General features: G+C 60.6%; 13 protein-coding genes. 9 read left to right on the top strand and 4 right to left on the bottom strand.

All coding sequences use genetic code 11. From position 1 onward, the window contains the following. Positions 1-2: 2 nt before the first annotated feature. Together MRX98_RS14635 and MRX98_RS14630 are read right to left on the bottom strand one after the other, a co-directional pair. Entirely contained in the window at positions 3-2,204 is a 2,202-nt protein-coding gene (locus MRX98_RS14635) for an HAD-IIB family hydrolase (RefSeq protein ID WP_246911083.1), read from the bottom strand. Beyond that, a complete protein-coding gene (locus MRX98_RS14630) occupies positions 2,194-3,093 on the bottom strand; it encodes a carbohydrate kinase family protein (protein ID WP_246911081.1) in 900 nt (299 codons plus the stop codon). Before MRX98_RS14630 ends, MRX98_RS14635 begins: the two co-directional genes overlap by 11 nt. A 968-nt stretch (positions 3,094-4,061) precedes the next feature. Here MRX98_RS14630 and MRX98_RS14625 point away from each other — a divergent pair. From MRX98_RS14625 to selB, 8 genes are all read left to right on the top strand, one after another. Continuing rightward, complete coding sequence (locus MRX98_RS14625) at positions 4,062-5,528, top strand: sensor histidine kinase (RefSeq protein WP_246911080.1); 1,467 nt, start codon at positions 4,062-4,064, stop codon at positions 5,526-5,528. 3 nt (positions 5,529-5,531) lie between these two features. Then, complete coding sequence (locus tag MRX98_RS14620; protein ID WP_246911079.1) at positions 5,532-6,971, top strand: sigma-54-dependent transcriptional regulator; 1,440 nt, start codon at positions 5,532-5,534, stop codon at positions 6,969-6,971. 374 nt (positions 6,972-7,345) lie between these two features. Further along, positions 7,346-7,816, top strand: coding sequence for a universal stress protein (locus tag MRX98_RS14615; protein WP_246911074.1), 471 nt, complete (start codon positions 7,346-7,348; stop codon positions 7,814-7,816). Positions 7,817-7,835: 19 nt separating this feature from the next. Beyond that, positions 7,836-8,519, top strand: a complete 684-nt coding sequence (locus MRX98_RS14610) for a CBS and ACT domain-containing protein (RefSeq protein WP_246911073.1) — start codon at positions 7,836-7,838, stop codon at positions 8,517-8,519. A gap of 28 nt (positions 8,520-8,547) precedes the next feature. Then, positions 8,548-9,159 carry an alpha/beta hydrolase gene (locus MRX98_RS14605; protein ID WP_246911072.1) on the top strand — a complete coding sequence of 204 codons (612 nt, stop codon included), beginning with the start codon at positions 8,548-8,550 and terminating at the stop codon, positions 9,157-9,159. A 102-nt stretch (positions 9,160-9,261) separates the two neighbouring features. Further along, positions 9,262-9,978: an FHA domain-containing protein gene (locus MRX98_RS14600; protein ID WP_246911071.1), complete on the top strand. Its 717-nt coding sequence runs from the start codon at positions 9,262-9,264 to the stop codon at positions 9,976-9,978. Between the two features lie 15 nt (positions 9,979-9,993). After that, entirely contained in the window at positions 9,994-10,167 is a 174-nt protein-coding gene (locus MRX98_RS14595; RefSeq protein ID WP_246911064.1) for a hypothetical protein, read from the top strand. Positions 10,168-10,243: 76 nt separating this feature from the next. Continuing rightward, entirely contained in the window at positions 10,244-12,163 is a 1,920-nt protein-coding gene (gene selB, locus MRX98_RS14590) for a selenocysteine-specific translation elongation factor (protein WP_246911063.1), read from the top strand. Between the two features lie 3 nt (positions 12,164-12,166). Here the strand turns inward: selB and parC are convergent, their stop codons facing one another. Both parC and MRX98_RS14580 read right to left on the bottom strand, forming a co-directional pair. Further along, on the bottom strand, positions 12,167-14,413 hold the full coding sequence (gene parC / locus MRX98_RS14585; protein WP_246911061.1) for a DNA topoisomerase IV subunit A: 2,247 nt from the start codon (positions 14,411-14,413) through the stop codon (positions 12,167-12,169). A gap of 365 nt (positions 14,414-14,778) precedes the next feature. Continuing rightward, positions 14,779-15,753 (bottom strand): FHA domain-containing protein, encoded by a 975-nt coding sequence (locus tag MRX98_RS14580; protein ID WP_246911060.1) that lies wholly within the window; start codon positions 15,751-15,753, stop codon positions 14,779-14,781. A 340-nt stretch (positions 15,754-16,093) separates the two neighbouring features. Between MRX98_RS14580 and MRX98_RS14575 the strand changes: the two genes are divergently transcribed. Further along, positions 16,094-17,026: a S1 family peptidase gene (locus tag MRX98_RS14575; RefSeq protein WP_246911057.1), complete on the top strand. Its 933-nt coding sequence runs from the start codon at positions 16,094-16,096 to the stop codon at positions 17,024-17,026. The last annotated feature ends 1 nt before the right edge of the window (position 17,027 follow it).

Here is a 17,027-nt window from a genome sequence, read left to right as displayed (position 1 = left end):
GGTCAGCTGTCCTCGTTACCGGTTTCGGTTGCGTCGATCAGACGGTAGTGTTGCAGCCCCTCGATGATGCCGCCGGCACAGGGTGCTTTGGCAAAGTACACGTGACGGCTTTCGCGCAACATCTCCAGCTCGTGGCTGTAGTTGCCGACCACCACCGCCCGCGGCTCGCCACGCAACATCTCCTCGTCGTTGCCCGAGTCGCCGCTCACATAGAACCGCCCCAGGGGAATCTCCCATTTGTAGCTCAGGTAGCGGATGGCCTTGCCCTTGGAGGCGCGGTAGGGCAGAATGTCCAGATATTGGTCGTGGGAGTAGATCAGGTTGTAGCGGCACTTGTTGCGCAACAGGCGGTTGTGGATCCGGGCCAGGCGTTCCTTGCCGGGACGCATGTAGTAACTGATCTTGTATTCGCGCTGGGTGTCCTCTTCCTGGTAGGTCAAAAAGTCCAGATCGGACAGCAGATCGACGATCTTCTCCCGGCGCCACTGGTGGGCGATATGGGTGGCCCATCCCTGGGCGAACTGGTGATCGGGACCGTAGTAGATTTCACTGCCCACGGAGCTGATGATCACATCGGGCGGCGGCACGTGATGCCGCTCCAGGATGCGCATGGTGGCCTCGATGGTGCGTCCGGTGGCCACCCCGAAACCGATGCGTCCCTTGTGGCGCTCGAGAATTGCCAGCAGGTCGGCCAGGCGGCTGTTGTCCTCACCGATGAAGGTGTTGTCGATATCGGTGATCAGGAAGTGGTTCAAGGCGATCAAGCGCCGGCCGATGGCGTCGGAGGGCACCGCCGTGTCCATGTCCGAAGCGCGATTGGCATCCTTCAAGCGAGCGATTTCGCCGGCATAGGTTTCCGCATGGCTCGCCCAAGTGTAGTGCTCGCGCACCTTCATGATGCCGCTCTTGGAGTATTGCTCCCACAAATCATGATCGGCGATGATTTTACGCAGCGCGGCGCTGATCTCACCGGGCCGGGTGGGGTCGATCAAAATCCCGTTTTCACAGTTGCGCACGATGTCGTTGGGGCCGCCGTCATTGGTGGCCACGATGGGCAGCCCGGTGGCCGAGGCTTCCAACAGGGTCAGGCCGAAGGGTTCGGTCAAGGCGGGATTGATGAACACGCCCCGCTTTTCCGCCGCCACGCGGTAGAGCGCCGGCACTTCATACTCGAAATCGTGCCGCTTGGGAATGGCCAGCTTGCCGTACAGATCGTATTTGTCCATCAGCAGCAGCATCTGGGTCAGCACGTCCCGCTCATTATCCCCCATGGCGTCGATATCCTTGCGAATACCGGCAAAAACAGCCAAATTGGCCATGGATTGCAGCTCCAAATCCTCCCCGTAGGCCTGGATCAAACCGGAAATGTTCTTGCGCTTGTCCGGTCGACACAAGGAGAGGATCAGTGGCTTGTCCGGCTGCATGAAAAAGCGGTTGAGCTCCTTGAGGATCCGCGCCTGGGCATATCGCGAATTCTCCGAGCGATCGTTCTCCTCCAACAAATCGTGATAAAAGGGGTAAAACTTGTCGATGTCGATGCCCGGCGGAATGACCTTGAAGGCCGCCATCTCCTTGTTGTCATACTGCCCGTATTGCTCTTCGATTTCATGGCGCGTGCTGGTGACGACGAAATCGGCACGGGACAATATTTCCTCTTCGGCTTCGATGCGCCGGTCGATTCTGTACTTCTTGATGATTTCTTCTTCGCGCATGCCTTCGGCCAGCAGTTTGGCCAGCTTGGAGCGCCCCAGGGAGTGACCCGTGTAGACGAAAGGCACGCCGAAAAACCCAGACAGTTGACCGGCGATGTATCCCGCATCGGGATAGTGGCCGTGGACCAGATCGGGCACGGCCTGTTCCCGCTTGATGAACTTGACGGTTTTATCGATGTATTCATCCAGGTGGGGCCACAACAACTCCTTGCGCAGGTAGCGACGACCGCCGCACTGGATGCGCACGATGCGCAACTTGTCGGTCACCACCTCGATGGGCTGCGCGTAATCGGACGACACCCGTTTGTCGGAAATCAAGCGGGTGAACAGGTCCACGCGGCCGATATCTTCCCGCTGGCTCAAATGGCGTCCCAGCTCGATCACATAGTTGATCTGCCCACCGGTATCGGCGTCACGGCCCAATTCCAAGTTTTCGGCCCTGAGCAGGCCGTGCACACTGAACATTTGCACATAGGGCAACTTATCGGACATGGTTCCTTCCTTCCAGCTTGCGCCGCAATTCCAAATATACGGCAGGCTCATCGGGCACGGCCCCCGGCAGGGTGCATATGAATGCAGCAAACCGGGTGGCCAGGTCGACGACCTGCTGCAAATCGCAATTGTGATAAAACCCGGCCGCCACCACCGCCGCATAGGCGTCCCCGGCGCCCACCGTATCCACCACCGGTCCATCGCCCGAAGGCGCCGCGCTGATCTCCCGGCCACCCCGGTACAAGGTGCTGCCCTCGGCGCCATGGGTCAGCACCAGGGTGTGAACGCCGAAACGTTCCATGAGCCAATCCGCCGTTCCCTTCGCGGGCCCGCCGTAAAGGGTTTGGATGTGGTTCAGCTCATCGGTGTTGAGTTTTAAAATGTCGGCATAGCGCAGGCAGGCGGCCACCGTGGGATCTTGGTAATGGGGAGGACGCAGATTGATGTCGCAAAACACCTCGGCCCCGTTGCGGTTGGTCCCCATCAACCGCTGCATCCCTTGAAAAACCCGAGACGTGCGTTGGACCAGGCTACCGATGTAGACCATGTCGGCCGACGGCCCGATTTCCGGAGTGTATCCGTCCAGCGCCAAATGATCGTAGGCCACATCGGTGCGGATATCGAACCGCGGCACGCCCTTATCGTCCAGGCGAACCCGCACCGTGCCGGTGGGGTGGTCGGCATCGACCTGCACATCGGCCAAGTCGAAGCCGTTGTCGGCCAATCGGCGGCGGATGGCCAAACCGCGTTCATCATCGCCGACACGGGTCAACAACCGCACCGGCAAGCCCAACTGCTTCAGGTGAAAGGCGAAATTGAAGGGCGCCCCGCCCATGCGCTCATATTCATCGAACACATCGTAAAGCACCTCGCCGACAACGATGATCATGACTGGTCCTTTCCAAGCAGCAGGCGGCATCGATGAACCGACACCAGCGCAGTACGCCACGCCCCCTCCCGGCTGCAAACAGGGGCAAGCGACGCACAAAGAACATGATAACAATATCCGATCATTACGCTTAAGATATAGAGCAATCGCCCCTCCAGGTCAACCAAAGCCCAAGCGCAACCGTGCAGCGTGCGGCCCGCCCAAGGCGGGCAGTTTTAAGTTTAAAGTTTAAAGTTTAAAGCAAGGAATGCTGTCGATTGTAGGCGGTGGGGTGGTCGAGCAGGTGTGCCTTTCAAGTGTCGTTGCCTGTTCTCGCACGGAGGCGGAGCCCTGGCGGCCAGCGTATAGGATGCGCTGACGCAGGAAGCGCATCCTTTCTGATTGAAAAAGTGACATCGCCTGTCCTCGCAGAGAGGCGGGGTGGGCCGGGAGGGTTTGGTGCTGCATTGCGTGCAGCCCGCCCCAGGCGGGCAGTTTTAAGTTTGCAGTGTTAAGTTTTAAGTTAATGAATTCTATCGATTTTAATTGTTTGGGGTGGGCGAGTAAATGGGGCCCTGCCACGCATCGTAGGGGCACGGCATGCTGTGCCCGAGCAAGACCGATACCCATTGATCTCCATTTCATCCGGCACCCCATTACGGCCCCTTGGCGCCAAAACGCGCAGCACCGAACCCTCCCGGCCCACCCCGCCGGCGGTTGTCAACGCCCCCCAATCATTTGTAATCGATAGAATTCCTTAACTTAACACTTAACACTTAAAACTTAAAACCATATACTCCCAAACACTTAATCAAAACTCGACCAACCCGCCAAACTCAAAAAACGCGCAGCCCCGAATCATCCCGGTCCCATCCAGCCTTTTCCCTTGCCTTCGGCCTGCCGTTCATATTAGTTTGGCGGCCGTACCATCAAGACCTTGATCGCATGGTCGACAGCAACCTCCAACGGCCCGAGGCAATTGCCGCGAAATGGCACCCGCTCTTCCGTTGCGCACCCGCATCTTTCTGATTATCGGCGCCCTGGTGGTCATCAATGTGATCGGCGCCTCGGTCATGATATGGCACACCTACCGCACACAGTCGGTCCTCAGCACGATCATCGAAGGCAACCTGACCGGTTATCGTTCGGCCGCCAATCTCGAAGTGGCCCTGGTGAATCAAAAAGGGTTCGTCACCTATTTTTTCCAGGACGGCAACCACGAGTGGCTGCGGCAACTGGGCGAACACCGTCAAATATTCCGCACCCGCTTGGAGGAAGCCTATCACCGCGCCGAAGATGTGCACCAACAGCGCATACTGGATCACATCGAGAAAGAGTACGAGCGGTACACGACCCTCAAGGACCAGGTGATTGCCCACTATCTGGCGGAACGCCGTGATCAAGGATTGCGACTGCACCCTGCCGTCCGGGAACACTTCTTCGCCTTGATGAACACCTGCGAACAGTACAAAGCCTTGCACGCCGCGCGCATCCAGGAAGCGCAAAAGACCGGTATCGAACAAGCGGTGCGTTTGCGCCTGATCGCCGCCGCCGCCTTGACCGGTGGCCTGCTGCTGGCGGTCTTGCTGTCGATCATTTTGCTGCGCCAGGTTCTGGGGCCGGTCAACCACCTGCTGCAAATCACCAGCCGCGGAGATCAAGCCGGCGGTGGCGGCGGCAATGCGGTCTCGGCCCTGAGTATGAAAGTGGAGGGACTGCTGGCCGACGTGGACAAGACCCACCTCGAACTGGCCCGCAGCCGTGAATCCCTTTTGCAGGCCGAAAAGTTGGCCATCGTCGGAAAACTGGCCGCCGGCATGGCCCACAGCATCCGCAACCCATTCACCTCGGTGAAAATGCGCCTCTTTTCCCTCAATCGCTCCCTGGTTCTGGACAGCGAGCAAAAGGAGGATTTCGACGTCATCACCGAGGAGATCCGGCATATCGACACCATCGTGCAAAATTTTCTGGAGTTTTCCCGCCCTCCCAAACTGGTCATGCAACCCATCAGCCCCTCCCAGGTGGTGGACATGGCTGTCCAGTTGCTGCGCCACCGGCTCAAATCCTACGATGTCAATGTGACGATCCAGCGAACACAGCCCTTACCGGAAGTGTCCGCCGATCCGGAGCAGCTCAAGGAGGTGCTGGTCAACCTGATCATCAACGCTTGCGAGGCCATGGAAAACGGCGGCCGCATCGATATTCAGGAAGCCGTCGATGCGGATGACCCGGCAGGGCCGATGGCTTTGCTGCATGTGCGCGACGACGGCCCGGGCATTCCCGAACGATTGCGCGAAAAGGTATTCCAGCCGTTTTTTACAACCAAGGAGGAAGGCACCGGCCTGGGGTTGAGCATCGTGGCGCGCATCGTTCACGAACATGGCGGCCGCATCCAAATCGACCCCGCCAAGGGGATGGGCACCACCTTCATTATTGCATTGCCGATCAAGGAGTGACCGGTGACCACGATTCTGATCATCGACGATGACGACCAGCTTCGCAAAAGCTTCGCGCGCCTGCTGACCAAGGAAGGTCACGAAGTGCTGACGGCCGCCTCCGGCGAGGCCGGTGTCGGGCTCTTCGCAGCGCAGGAGGTGGACCTGGTCATTCTGGATGTGCGCCTGCCCGGCATGAGCGGGCTGGAAACCTTCAAGGCCATTCATGCATCCGATCACCGCGTTCCGGTGATCATCATGACCGCCTACGGCACCACTGAAACGGCCATCGAAGCGACGAAAATGGGCGCCTTCGATTTCGTACTCAAACCTTTCGAGGTGCCCGAAATGCTCAACACCATTTCGCAGGCCTTGGAAGCGGCCCGCTTCATGCGTTCCACGGTGTCGGTCGACGGCGAACCGGGCGCAGCGAACACCGATGCGATCATCGGGCGCAGCGCCGCCATGCAAAAGGTGTACAAGGCCATCGGCCGAGTGGCGGCCACCGATGCCACCGTGCTGGTGCGCGGCGAGTCGGGCACCGGCAAGGAGCTGGCCGCCCGGGCCATCTATCAGCACAGTTTACGGTCTGATCGCCCCTTCCTGGTGATCAACTGCGTGGCCATTCCGGACACGCTGTTGGAAAGCGAGTTGTTCGGCTATGAAAGAGGGGCCTTCACCGGCGCGACCCACCGCCGGGTGGGCAAAATCGAGCAAGCCTCGGGCGGCACCATCTTCCTTGACGAAATCGGTGACATGCCGCTCAATCTGCAGGCCAAGATGCTGCGGCTGCTGCAGGAAAAGAGCGTCGAGCGGCTGGGCGGGCGAGAGGCCATCCCCGTGGATGTGCGCATCATCGCCGCCACCAATCGCGACCTGGAAACCCTCATCACCCAAGGGCAGTTCCGCGAAGACCTCTACTACCGGCTCAAGGTGATCACGATCTGGCTGCCGCCCCTGGCCGAACGCAAGGAAGACATCGCGCTGCTCAGCGAGCACTTCCTGGTCCATTACGCCCGGGCCTTGGGGGTGGACCACCCGGGCATCGAAGCAGCGGCCTTGAGCGCTCTGCAGCAGCGTCCCTGGCCCGGAAATGTGCGCGAACTGGCCAACACCCTGCAAAAAGCACTGATTTTCAACCGCGGCACCCCCATCGGCGTCGACGCGATCGCGCAAGCCGCCGGCGAAGACCCGCCCCTCAGCGGGCAGAACCACGCCCCCGTAACCACCGAGGAGGCGATCCGCCAATGGGTGCGCGAACAGTTGTTGCGCCAGGCCAAGGGCAACCTGTTCGAGGCCTGCATGGACCATTTCGCCGGTCTGTTGATCACCGAGGCGCTCAACATCACCGGCGGCAACCGCTCCCGGGCGGCCAAACTGCTGGGGGTGTCCCGACCGACTCTGCACGCCAAAATCGAAAAATTCGACTTGAAATTTGAAACCTCGGTCAAAGGCGATACATAGGGCTCGCGCAAAAATCGGCGGCCTGTCGGTGAACGCCCACTTGACAACCTGTAAAGAAGTCGGACAGTCGCCACACCTCGTGTATACCGCCAGTTCCGCCCCCCCACAGTGAGCATTCAGCGCCCGGTGATCCCGTTGACACCGCTGCCGCATCAGCAGGCGGCACACCCGGCCATGGCGGCGGCCGGATTTGCGCCCTGCGGTCATCCTGTGATAAATTGAATTTGCAGCCGCGGGCGCAAACCCGGAATCCATGGCACAACTCTTGCGGTTTGAAAAGCAACCCCCCCGGCTTCAACCGGGTGACACCTTTTAACGGCCGTGGTCGCACATATCGCTTGCGATCACGCCGCCCCACAGAAAGGAGTGTGCCCATGTCCGACACCCACACCATTATGGTCGCCTTGGATCTGTCCCGTTACGCCCTGCCGACGGCGCAATACGCCGGCCGGTTGGCACGCGATCTGGATGCCGACCTGCTGTTTGTCAGCGTCATCAACCAGCGGGACATCGACGCGGTGCAGAGCGTCGCCACCACCTACGACACTTTTCCCTTCGAACAATTCGTCAACGATCGCAAAAAAGAGCGCCATGGCCGATTGCAAGAAATGGCTTCGGCGTGCGACCTCGATCCGGCGAGGGTGCGCACCGTCGTCAAAATCGGCATTCCGTTTCAAAAACTGTTGGAAGTGATCGACGAAGAAAAACCGGATCTGCTCATCATGGCCACCAAGGGTCGCAGCGACATGGTGGACGTGGTGATGGGTTCTTGCGCGCGCAGCATGTACCGCCGCTGCCCCATCCCCCTGTTAAGCATCCGCGGCGACAAATACTTTGTCGTCTGACAAGGAGGAGAAAAACACTATGCTGGTCAAGTACTGGATGAGCACGGACGTCATCACCGTCGCCCCCGGCGACGCAATGAAGGAGGCCATGGATCGGCTCAAAGCGCATGCCATCCGCCAGATGCCGGTGGTCAAGGACGGCAAACTGGTGGGCATGCTCAGCGACCGCGATCTGAAGAAGGCCTCGGCATCCGACGCCACCTCCCTGGATGTGCACGAACTGCTCTATCTGCTCGACAAGGTCAAAGTCGCCGGCATCATGAGCAAGCCGGCCATCACCGTGCCGCTTGACTACACCCTGGAAGAGACCGCCGAACGGCTGCTCGAGCACAAGATCGCCAGCATGCCGGTGGTGGACGCCGACGGGACCATGGTGGGCATCATCACCCAAAGCGATCTTTTCCGGGCCCTGGTCTCGCTCACCGGCCTGCAGGACCGTGGCCTCCACCTGGGTTTGCTGATGGCGGATCAACCCGGTTCGATCATGACCGTGGCCAACATGGTGCGTGAAGCCGGTGGCAAAATGGCCGGCATCCTGACTTCCTACAAACGATGCCCGGAAGGCAAGCGCCGCGTCTACCTGCGGTTCTACAACATCGACCGCGACGCCACCGAAGCGCTGCTGCAACAGATCGGCACGAAAGCGCAATTGCTCTACATGGTGGACCATCGTAACAACCACCGCACCGTCTTCGCCGAATAGCGCCGTTCTCTTTGGAGGAGCAGGGCCAATGGATCAACCGATCACCCTCCAAGCCGACGATATCGTCCTGGAGGCCCGCATCAACCGTCAGGCAAATGATCGGGCCGCCATCATCGCTCACCCCCACCCCCTTTACGGCGGGGACATGGACAACGGCGTCGTGATGGCGCTGGTCGAAGCTTACGCCCGGCAAGGCTGGACCGCGCTGCGTTTCAATTTCCGCGGCACCGGCCGCAGCACGGGCCAGTTCGATGACGGCGCCGGCGAGCAAGACGATCTGCAGTCGGCCATCGACTTTCTGCGACAGGCGGGATATGACCGCGTCGATCTGGCCGGTTACTCTTTCGGTGCCTGGGTGATCGCCTGCTGGTCCCGCGCCCATACCCGGCATACCCACCGAATCCTGCTGGTGGCCCCACCGGTGGCCTTCATCGATTTCGGCAACCGGTCCCCCATACCGGGGCTGACCCGCGTGTTCGCCGGCGACTTGGATGACCTGGCGCCCCCCGCCCGTATCCGCACCGCCCTGCCCTTCTGGAGTCCGGCGGCCCGCATGGAGGTAATCCAGGGCGCCGACCACTCTTTCTGGGGCCATTTTCAAGCCCTGCAACAAGCGGTGGTCAAAACCATCGATGGATAGCGCCGCGAACCGACCGTCGCCACCCTTCCCTTGACAACCTTGCAAAACAATGATTTTAAGCACTTATATCCATCACAAGCACAAACGCAATGAGGAGCGGAAATGGCGCGGTTGATCGTGACGTTGAACAACAGGGTGCTTGGCAATCAAAGCGTTGCTTCGGGACAGCCGGTTACCATCGGCCGTAGCGCGGACAACCAAATCGTGGTCGACAACATGCTGGTATCGGCCCACCACGCCAAGGTCAACTTCGATGGACAAAAGCTGATCATCACCGATCTGGGCAGTCGCAACGGCACCCTGGTCAACAACGAAAAGATCACCCGAACGCCGCTGAGCCACCAGGATTGGATCACCGTCGGCAAACACATCCTGATCGTGGACCTGCATGACAGCCTGTCCCTTGCGGCCACCCATGCCGAGCAATTGATCGCTCGTTCCAAAGCAGCTTCGGATGCCGATCAGACCATTGTACTGGAGCGGGACCAGGCCGAACCGACCTGGTTGAGCTTCGACTATCTCTCCTTTCTTTCCACCCGCAAGGAAGATTTCGAATTGACCGATCCGGTGGTGGCCATCGGAAAGAACCCCGATGCCCACATTCGCCTGACGGGCTTGCGGGCGTGGTTCGCCGGTACACCGGCGGCCACCATCGAAAAAAAGGGCGCCGGCTATACCCTCAACCGCGGCAACGGATGGCTGCTGCCCAAGGTAAACGGGGAAGCGGTGAAAACATCCCATCCGCTCAAGCACCAGGACATCATCGCCATCGGGCCGCTGCGGTGCCAACTGCGCATCGTGCGCCGCCCCTCCCATTAAAATGGAGCAATTGCCGTGACCCGCATGCATGTGTTCATCATTCGCGCCGGTTTGGGCGTTTTTTTCGGCATCATCGTTACCCGCTTGTTCTTTCCCCAGGCCTCCACACTTTTCGTCGTGGGGGTGTGCGTGATCCTGGTGGCCATGGCCTATGTCACCGAATCGCTTCACGGCCGGAAGAAGAAATAGTATTTCCGCCGCCGACAGTGATCGCGTACATCCGCCAAGGCAGCAACACCATCGTTAAATGAGGAGTGGATTGGCCGTGAAGCAAATCATCTTGGGCACCGCCGGGCACATCGACCACGGCAAAACCAGTCTGATCAAGGCCTTGACCGGCGTCAACACCGACCGGCTCAAGGAAGAACAACTGCGCGGCATCACCATAGAGCTGGGCTTCGCTTCCCTGGAACTGCCCAGCGGCCAGCGCATCGGAATCGTGGATGTGCCGGGCCACGAAAAGTTTGTCAAAAACATGGTGGCCGGCGCGACGGGCATCGATATCATGGCCCTGGTGATCGCGGCCGACGAGGGCATCATGCCCCAGACCCGCGAGCACATGGAGATCTGCACCCTGCTGGGCATTCATCACGGCTTGGTGGTGCTCACCAAGGTGGACATGGTGGACGAAGAGTGGCTGGCTCTGGTGCAAGAGGAGGTGGCCGAATTCACCCGCGGCACTTTCCTTGAAGGTGCGCCGGTGATACCCGCCTCGGCGGTCACCGGGCAAGGCCTGCCCGAATTCATCCAAACCCTGGACCGCATCGCCGCCGAAATCCCTGCCCGATCCGCGTCGGGGCTGTTTCGCCTGCCGGTGGACCGGGTGTTTTCCATGAAAGGATTCGGCACGGTGATCACCGGCACCCTCGCCTCGGGCAAGGTGGCGGTGGGCGATCGGGTGATGCTCTACCCGTCGGGGGAGACCTCGAAAGTGAGGGGGCTGCAGGTGCACAACCAAACCGTGCAGACGGCCGAGGCCGGCATGCGCACGGCCATCAACTTCCAAGGGTTGGAAAAAGCGGCGGTGGAGCGGGGCGACGTGATCGCCATGCCCCACTCGCTGGTGTCCAGCTATATGGTGGACGTGGTGCTCACCTACCTGGCCGGCAACAGCCGTGCGCTGAAAAACCGCACCCGTGTGCGTTTCCACACCGGGACCGCCGAAATGATGGGGGTGGTGGTGCTGTTGGACCGCAACGAGCTGGCGCCGGGCGAACAAGCCGTCGCCCAGATACGGTTGGACACGCCGGTCACCCTGGTCAGGGACGACCGCTTCGTGCTGCGCAGCTATTCACCCGTGCGCACCATCGGTGGCGGCCCCGTACTCAACCCCGTGGCCCCCAAACACAAGCGCAACCGGCCGGAGGTCGTATCCCGACTCGCTGCCCTGGCGGAGGGGCCGCCGGAACAGATCGTCACCTACCACCTGGAGACCGCCGGTTTCGCCGGCCGCAACTTCAACGACCTGCGCATCATGGCCAACCTGCCTGAAAAACAACTGGACCGGGTGCTGCAGGGAATGATGTCCCAGAAAGGGGCTATCCTGATCGACCGCGAGAAACGCCAATATGTCCACCAAAAAGCATTCACCGAACTGCAAGGGGCCATTACGGGCCATTTGAGCGCCTATCATCAAAAAAACCCGCTCAAGGCCGGGATGCCCAAGGAGGAGTTGAAATCCAAGCTGCCGCCTGCCGTGGACAGCAAACTGTACCTGTTGGCACTGCAACAGATGGTCAAGGACGGCACCGTCGCGCAGCAGGACGACCTGGTCCATCTGGCCGATCACCGGGTGGCCCTGGGCGTCGACCAGCAAGCGTTGCGCGAAACCATTCTGGACACCTACCTCCGGGCGGAATTGGCCCCCCCCTACTTCAAGGACCTCTGCCAACAGTTGGACACCCCTTTGGAGCAAGCCCGCCAGGTGCTGTCGCTATTGGTCAAGGAAGGATTGATGGTCAAAGTCAAAGAGGAGCTTTACTACCACCACGCGCCGTTGGAGCAGGTGAAACAAGCCCTGGTGGACCACTTGACGGCCAACGAAGAGATCGCCACCCCCCGGTTCAAAGAGATGACCGGGCTGTCGCGCAAGTATCTGATCCCGTTATTGGAGCACTTCGACACCACCCAACTGACCATCCGCATCGGCGATGTGCGCCGGCTGCGCAAACGGGTCGGGGGGTAGTCGCTACTCCACGGTCAAGGCGCTTACCCGTTGGAATCCCCGGGGCAACTGTTTGCCCCGTTTGCCCCGTTGCCCCATGAACTGCTGCAGATTGCCGCCGGTCAAGGCAAAAAACTGCTTTCCCGCATGCACGACCAACTTATCGCCTTCGCCCATCAGTTGCAGAAACAGCAGCCGGTCGGCGCCTTCCTTGAGATCCCGGGGTGGGATGTGAATCAATTTGTTGCCCTTGCCCTTGGGCAACTCGGGCAGGTCGGCCAGTGGAAAGATCAGCAAACGCCCCTGCAGGGTGACGGCGGCGACATGCAAAGGGGTTTCGCTTTCGGGAATCTCCAGCGGCGGCAACGGCAGGCTGCCGGGCGGCAGCGTGAGAAACGCCTTGCCCTTCTGGTTGCGCGTGTGCAGGCTTTCCAGGACGGTGACGAACCCGTAGCCGCCATCGCCGGCGATGAGCATCGGCTGTTGCGCGCTCCCCATGAGCACCGCCACGAAATGGGCTTGCGGCGGGGTTTTGAACAGGCCGGTCAAGGGCGTGCCGTTGCTGCGTGCCGAGGGAAAGTCGTTCACGGCGCTCATGTAGCTGCGCCCGGTGCTGTCCAGAAACACCGCCGGCTGATTGCTCCTGCCGCGAGCGACGGCCAGGAACCCGTCGCCGGCTTTGTAGGACAAGGTTTCAGCCGCCACCTCATGGGTTTTGGCCAAACGCACCCAGCCCTGTTCCGAAAGAATCACCGTCACCGGCTCCACCGGTGCCAGTTGGGTCTGGGCGATGGCCCTGGCCTCCTCCCGCTCGACCACGGCCGTGCGCCGTGCATCCCCGTACTGACGGGCATCGGCGGTCAACTCCTTCTTGATCAGGTTCCGCAGGCGTGCGGGCGAGTCGAGAATGGCTTGTATCTGCTTCTCTTCCGCCGCCAAGGCCGTCTGCTCCTCCTTGAGCTTGCGCTCTTCCAGCTTGGCCAGGTGTCGCAAGCGCAGCTGCAAAATGGCTTCGGCCTGGCGGTCGGTCAAATCGAATCGTCGCATCAGGACGGGCTTGGGTTCGTCCTCGGTACGAATGATGCGGATCACTTCATCCAGGTTCAAAAAGGCCACCATCAACCCCGCCAGCACATGCAGCCGATCCTGCACCCGTTCAAGACGGTGGCTGAGCCGGCGCCGCACCGTCTCCCGGCGATAGGCCAGCCATTCGTTGAGAATCTCCACCAACCCTTTGACCCGCGGCTTGCGGTCCAGGCCGATCATGTTGAGGTTGACCTTGCAGGTGCGTTCCAGGTCGGTGACGGCGAACAGGTGCAACATCAGTTCCTCCCGGTCCACCCGGTTGGAACGCGGCGTGATCACCAAGCGCACCGGCTCCTCGCTGTCCGACTCGTCCCGCACATCGGCCACCAGGGGCAACTTCTTGGCGTTCATCAAGGCGGCGATCTGCTCGATGATCTTGGCCGGCGATGCTTGATAGGGCAACGCGTTGACCACGACGTCCCCGTTTTCGATCACCCAGGTGGCTCGCAGGCGAATAGAACCCCGGCCGCCGGCGTAAATGGCCCGTATGTCCTCCCGCGGCGTGATGATCTCGGCACCCGTGGGATAGTCGGGACCCTGGATGTGCCGGCAGAGGGTCGCCAGATCGGCATCGGGATCATCCAGCAGGGCGATGCAGGCCTGGACCACCTCGTTCAAGTTGTGGGGCGGAATGTCGGTGGCCATGCCCACGGCGATCCCGCTGGAACCGTTGAGCAGCAGATTGGGCAGCCGCGCCGGCAGGGCCAAGGGCTCCTCCAGGGTGCCGTCGAAATTGGGTCCCCACGCCACCGTTCCCATGCCCACCTCGGCGAGCAAGCTCTCCGCGTAGGCAGAGAGCCTGGCTTCGGTGTAACGCATGGCTGCGAAGGATTTGGGATCGTCCACGGAACCCCAGTTGCCCTGTCCTTCGATCAGCGGATAACGGTAGGAGAAGGACTGGGCCATGAGCACCATGGCTTCGTAACAGGCGGTGTCGCCGTGGGGATGGAACTTGCCCAGTACGTCACCCACGGTGCGGGCCGACTTTTTGAACTTGGCCGTCACCTTGAGCCCCAGCTCGGACATGGCGTACAAAATGCGCCGGTGAACCGGCTTGAGGCCGTCGCCGATGAACGGCAAGGCGCGGTCCATGATCACGTACATGGCGTAATTGAGATAAGCGCTTTCAGCGAACAGGTGAATCGGCGTCGCTTCCACCTGATTGTCTTTGACCGGTAAACCCATGTTTTTATCTCCCTGCGAGGGGCGCAAGATCCTAAGTGTCGGACAACCCCTGGCATACCGATCATCACCACTGTAACGGCATCCACCGAGGCCGGTGCTCCACGGCGACTGTCGGCCCTCTCATCTTACCACGGTCAAAGGCCCTGCCCGATCTTGAGTCCCCACCCATCCTGCAAAACCGCAACGCAATCCGTCGCACACCACCGGCATCATTATCATGCCGTCCCCCTGTATCCAACCATCAATTATTTGTAACCGGGCACTGAAAGGGAAAGTTTGCCGCTTTGCAGGTGACGGATAGCTTTTAAAAAAAAGCGACGGGCACGCCCATCAGGGAGGCCTCCCGGGCCTTTCGGGGCACCATCTCAGGAAAACAATTTTTTAAACAAGGAACCGCCCTTGCCGCCCCCACCGCCGCCTTCTTGCGGCCCTCGGTCAGTGGTTGGTGTGTCTGAGGCCTGCCGCGGCGGACCCTCGTCCGTATCGGGTCCGGGTGGCGACCCTTCGATTTCGACCAACCGGCCGCCGCCGAGAAAACGGAACCACGGCCCGCGGGACGTCAAGGCGATCACGGCATTCGGCCCGAGGGCGCTTTCGCCGGCGACCGCCTGATCGTCCACCAACAGGGCGCCGGTTCCGGAAAGGTCTTTGATCCAGTAACGGTCCTGGTGAAAGAAGATCTGCGCATGCCGGTCGGTCAGGGCCGGATGACCGATCACGAAATCGCAGGCGGCGCCGCTGCCGAGAACCACCGGCAATTGGGCGAAGGATTTGATGGTGGGTCCATATTGAATGGCCAGCGGCACCTTGACCGGTGCGACGACCGGTCCCGGTGCCGCCGGCGGATCGACCGGCGCCTCATGCGCGTGCGGCGGCACCGGTGGCGACGGTTGAGGTGGCCGCGGCGCAGGCGGCGGTTCCGGCGGTGACGGGGCCACCGCGGCCGCGGGTTCGGGCCCGCGCCCGCCGGCGTCAGGTAAACCCTTCGGAGTTGCTTGAGAAGCTTGCTCTGCGACGGCAGCGGTCATTGTCAAGAAGCTGACTTTCGGCCCCCCTTCGGCGAACATCAGCACATCGCCATCCTTCAAATAGGCTTCCGGCACGCGGACGCCGTTGACAAAGGTGCCGTTGGTGCTCTGATCGACGATTTTGAAGCGGTTGCCTTCCCGCACGATGATGGCGTGAATACGGGAAAGGGTCACCTCTTCCTTGGCGAAACGCACCTGGCAATCCGGATGGCGGCCGATTTTGATTTCACCGTCGGACAACTCCTGGATACTGCCCTTCAAGGGACCCTGGATGTGTACCAACTGAACAACGATCTGCGGTGGTTGTACCATAGGGGCGCATTCAACTTTTTGGAGTAAAGGATGTCGTTCAAAACATCGGCCCCAAGGGCCGAACCACACTCCCAATCATGAGCAAGTTTAATGCCATTAAATCAAAAAGTTGCTTCATCGATACCACATCCGGTCCGGTGGCGCAACCATTGATAACAGCTGATAACAGCGGTACCCGCCGATGATCGAAGGCAGCAACGATTGGACACGATCCCGGCGTTGACACTCGACGCAACTCATAATATTTAAAATGAAATTGACTTTTCATCCACATTGCCGTCATGGATCGGCATGCTGGGTCAAAAGGACCGCCTCAGGCGCCCGAAGGGTGGCAAAGCCCATGGTGCAAAAATCCGTTCAGCTGTTTACGGCGATTTTGCTGATCAACTGGATCGCGTGCGCGGCTTCGGCGACGGAACCGGCCGCCGCACATCGCATCTACATGATGCCGATGCTGGAAACCGCCACGGCCGTCACCGGCTGGCTTGCCGCCAACGGGTTTCACACTCTGGACACCGCCCGGGAGGCGCAACAAATTCGCTTCGAGGTCCAACGCCACGATCTGCGGGCCACCATTCGTTTGCGCATGCACTCTCCGTTGGGCACACGCATCGAGGTGGCGCCGGAACACCCGGACAATGATGTGTGGACACCCCTCTGGCGCCACCTCGACAGTTATATCGACGTGCCGACGCGCAAATGCCCCGATGCAGACGTTACGCCGACAGCCGTGTTATCCGCGCTGTCGGCCACCGTCTGCATCCTCGCCGAAAGGGAAGGCAAAACGGTGCAACTCAGCGGCTTTGCCATTGATCGGCAAGGCCTCATCGTCTCAACGGCCCACGACCTGCGCGCGCACCAGGCCCTTGAGGTGCGTTTGGCCGACGGCCGCTCCGTCCCGGGCCAAGTGGTGGCGCTGGACCTGCACCGTGACCTGACATTGATACGCATACCGATATCCATGGAGAACGTTGTCGCAATCCATAACGGACAGTTTCTACCCAATCCCGGCGGCGCCCTTTTTGTACTCGGGTGCCCGGTCAACGGTCATGGCGCCGTGCGCCGGGGAGCACTGGACGGTCCACCGCGCCAGGTTGCCGGCGCACCCCTGTGGCAGGCCCGCATGGTGGTCGAGCCGGGCAGCAGCGGCAGTCCCGTTCTGGATGCCGAGGGCCGCTTGACGGCGGTGGTCAAGGGCCGATTCCGGGGCGCCGATGCCATCGGCTTTTTGATCCCGCTGGAGACCCTGGTCCAATTTCTGGAGAACCATTGAA

It is taken from the genome of Desulfatitalea alkaliphila, assembly GCF_022968795.1.
Lineage (GTDB): Bacteria > Desulfobacterota > Desulfobacteria > Desulfobacterales > Desulfosarcinaceae > Desulfatitalea > Desulfatitalea alkaliphila.
The sequence above is the reverse complement of the archived record's forward strand: the minus strand, read 5'-3'. Positions and strand labels throughout refer to the sequence as shown.

Coding starts and splice junctions, on each gene's coding strand:
- MRX98_RS14635 (WP_246911083.1), bottom strand. CDS start 2,204: ATGTCCGATAAGTTGCCCTATGTGCAAATGTTCAGTGTGCACGGCCTG.
- MRX98_RS14630 (WP_246911081.1), bottom strand. CDS start 3,093: ATGATCATCGTTGTCGGCGAGGTGCTTTACGATGTGTTCGATGAATAT.
- MRX98_RS14625 (WP_246911080.1), top strand. CDS start 4,062: ATGGCACCCGCTCTTCCGTTGCGCACCCGCATCTTTCTGATTATCGGC.
- MRX98_RS14615 (WP_246911074.1), top strand. CDS start 7,346: ATGTCCGACACCCACACCATTATGGTCGCCTTGGATCTGTCCCGTTAC.
- MRX98_RS14610 (WP_246911073.1), top strand. CDS start 7,836: ATGCTGGTCAAGTACTGGATGAGCACGGACGTCATCACCGTCGCCCCC.
- MRX98_RS14605 (WP_246911072.1), top strand. CDS start 8,548: ATGGATCAACCGATCACCCTCCAAGCCGACGATATCGTCCTGGAGGCC.
- MRX98_RS14600 (WP_246911071.1), top strand. CDS start 9,262: ATGGCGCGGTTGATCGTGACGTTGAACAACAGGGTGCTTGGCAATCAA.
- parC (WP_246911061.1), bottom strand. CDS start 14,413: ATGGGTTTACCGGTCAAAGACAATCAGGTGGAAGCGACGCCGATTCAC.
- MRX98_RS14580 (WP_246911060.1), bottom strand. CDS start 15,753: ATGGTACAACCACCGCAGATCGTTGTTCAGTTGGTACACATCCAGGGT.
- MRX98_RS14575 (WP_246911057.1), top strand. CDS start 16,094: ATGGTGCAAAAATCCGTTCAGCTGTTTACGGCGATTTTGCTGATCAAC.